Genomic DNA, 2400 nt, shown 5'->3' with positions numbered 1-2400 from the left:
GCAGCCAAAGCAGCAGTAAAAGCGCCTGCAAAAGCGGCAGCAAAACCTGCAGCTAAAACAGCGGTGAAAGCACCTGCGAAAGCAGCAGCCAAACCAAAAGCAGCTGCGAAGCCCGCAGCCAAAGCAGCAGTAAAAGCGCCTGCAAAAGCGGCAGCAAAACCAGCGGCCAAAGCTCCAGCGAAAGCAGCAGCCAAAGCTCCAGCGAAAGCAGCAGCTAAGCCAAAAGCAGCAGCGAAACCCGCAGCCAAAGCGGCAGTAAAAGCGCCTGCAAAAGCGGCAGCAAAGCCAGCGGCCAAAGCTCCAGCGAAAGCAGCAGCTAAGCCAAAAGCAGCAGCGAAACCCGCAGCCAAAGCGGCTAAAGCGCCGGTGAAAGCACCTGCAAAAGCGGCAGCAAAGCCAGCGGCCAAAGCTCCAGCCAAAGCAGCGGCTAAGCCAAAAGCAGCTGCGAAGCCCACAGCCAAAGTAGCCAAGCCGGCTGCAAAAGCACCTGCGAAACCAGCTGCAAAGAAAGCCGCAACAGCAGCAAAAAAGTAATAAGCACAGCAGGAAAAGAGGCTGAGTCTGAGAAGTCGAAGGCCGCCTCTGCAGTTGAACCGGAGGTGAAACCACCGCCGGCAAAACCAGCAGAAGTATGGCCGTTTCCTGTGTACCGTCGTCCTTGATGTGATTGAATCATTAAGGCGCGGTAAAAATAGAACCCCGTCCATGACGGGGTTTTTATTATTTGTCAGGATTAAAAGCGATGGATTGCCTTCATATTAAAAGCAACGATGTTTGGTTAAGCGTACATGTTCAGCCAGGTGCGAAGCACACGCAATGGGCTGGTCTATATGGTGATGCGGTGAAAATCAGATTGTCCGCACCGCCCGTTGACGGTAAGGCCAATGAAGCATTATGTCAATTCTTAGCCCGCGCTTTTGCTTGCGCGCCACGAGAGGTGAGTGTGGTTCGTGGGCAAACCTCACGACAAAAAATCATATGTTTTCACGGGCAGGCAAATGAATTCTCTGCGATGCAATTGACATTGCAGACGTATTTGGCAGAAAAATAAAGTGTTTACGTATAGGGCTGCTTTATGCGGTCTGCTGCGCCGTATCAATAATTTCAACGCTGTGAGTGATTTGCGCCACTTGTCCCAGCATGATGCTCGCCGAACAATATTTGTCGTGCGACAACTTAACAGCGCGTTCGACTGCTGCTGCAGACAAATCTTGTCCGCTGACGACGAAATGAAAATGGATGTCTGTGAATACTTTTGGGTCAGTTTCGGCACGGGTGGCGCGTAATTGAACTTGGCAGTCGGAGACTTTTTGACGCGCTCTTTGTAAAATCAGCACCACATCAAATGCGGAGCAGCCGCCAGTACCCATCAACAACATCTCCATTGGGCGTGGACCCAGATTGCGTCCGCCTGCTTCGGGTGCGCCGTCCATGACCACAGCGTGGCCGCTGCCTGACTCGCCGATAAATGACATACCGGCGTTGGCGCCGACCCAGCGTACTGTGCATTCCATATTGACTGATCCTGTTCGTTTAAATAATGGTTTGATTCGTCTTAAGCAACCTATTTCATAATTTAGGCATTATAACGGATGCGGAAAAAACATTTGAATGTGAGAAAAGCCATAAATTTCTGTTTAAACAGAAAGCAATGTTGCATCTGTGCAACTGTTTCTATAAATTTTTAAAAAGATTTTTTGGTTAAAGTTTTTATAAAATTGATGTATTTATAATAATTTCACAAAAATACCTATCTCGGAGAAAAAAATTCTGTATTTAAGGGTTCGCTGCAAAAAACTACATTTTCCGTGCCTTGTCTGGCATTGAAAATCCCGTATAATGGCAACCGTTGACTGTTATGCAGTCTCAAGTTGTCTCCTCCACCCTTCTTTGGTGGATTTATAACCCAAGCTTTATGGCTTGGGTTTTTTTTCGTCCAGCGTGATTAAGCTGAATGCTTTTGTGTGTCGTAATTACCATAAAAAGCAGCGGAAAATCAGATGTTTACGCCAATAATTGCGCTGATTTATTGACTTTTATTCTTGAATCATCGATAATTTAAAGCTCAGCCCATAAAAGAGCGCATCGGGAGAGGTTGCGGGCATAAGCAATGATAGCGAGCTGTATGGTTGTTTAATTTAATTTATTGGAAATAGTAATGAAGACTTTTTCAGCAAAACAACACGAAGTCGTACGTGACTGGTATGTCATCGACGCGACGGATAAAGTGTTGGGTCGTGTGGCCAGTGAAGTCGCACGTCGTTTGCGTGGCAAGCATAAACCAGAGTTTACGCCGCACGTTGACACGGGTGATTTTATCGTAATCGTTAATGCCGACAAATTGCGCATTACCGGTGCGAAATTCGAAGACAAAAAATACTACCGTCACTCGGGCTATCC

4 protein-coding genes are annotated in these 2400 nt (G+C 47.3%); 3 read left to right on the top strand and 1 reads right to left on the bottom strand.

Annotated features, from left to right (window positions below):
• Together ACE3T3_RS15845 and ACE3T3_RS15840 are read left to right on the top strand one after the other, a co-directional pair.
• Window positions 1-534, top strand: a 534-nt coding sequence (locus ACE3T3_RS15845; RefSeq protein ID WP_374668619.1) for a hypothetical protein, incomplete at its 5' end; no start/stop codon positions are given.
• Window positions 535-724: 190 nt separating this feature from the next.
• A complete protein-coding gene (locus tag ACE3T3_RS15840; RefSeq protein ID WP_374668617.1) occupies window positions 725-1051 on the top strand; it encodes a DUF167 domain-containing protein in 327 nt (108 codons plus the stop codon).
• Between the two features lie 22 nt (window positions 1052-1073).
• Here the strand turns inward: ACE3T3_RS15840 and ACE3T3_RS15835 are convergent, their stop codons facing one another.
• Complete coding sequence (locus ACE3T3_RS15835) at window positions 1074-1514, bottom strand: OsmC family protein (RefSeq protein ID WP_374668615.1); 441 nt, start codon at window positions 1512-1514, stop codon at window positions 1074-1076.
• A 644-nt stretch (window positions 1515-2158) separates the two neighbouring features.
• Between ACE3T3_RS15835 and rplM the strand changes: the two genes are divergently transcribed.
• On the top strand, window positions 2159-2400 hold a 242-nt coding region (rplM, locus tag ACE3T3_RS15830; RefSeq protein WP_374668613.1), incomplete at its 3' end, for a 50S ribosomal protein L13.

The organism is Acinetobacter sp., assembly GCF_041919735.1.
Lineage (GTDB): Bacteria > Pseudomonadota > Gammaproteobacteria > Pseudomonadales > Moraxellaceae > Acinetobacter.
This window is presented reverse-complemented; position numbering and strand designations above follow the sequence as displayed.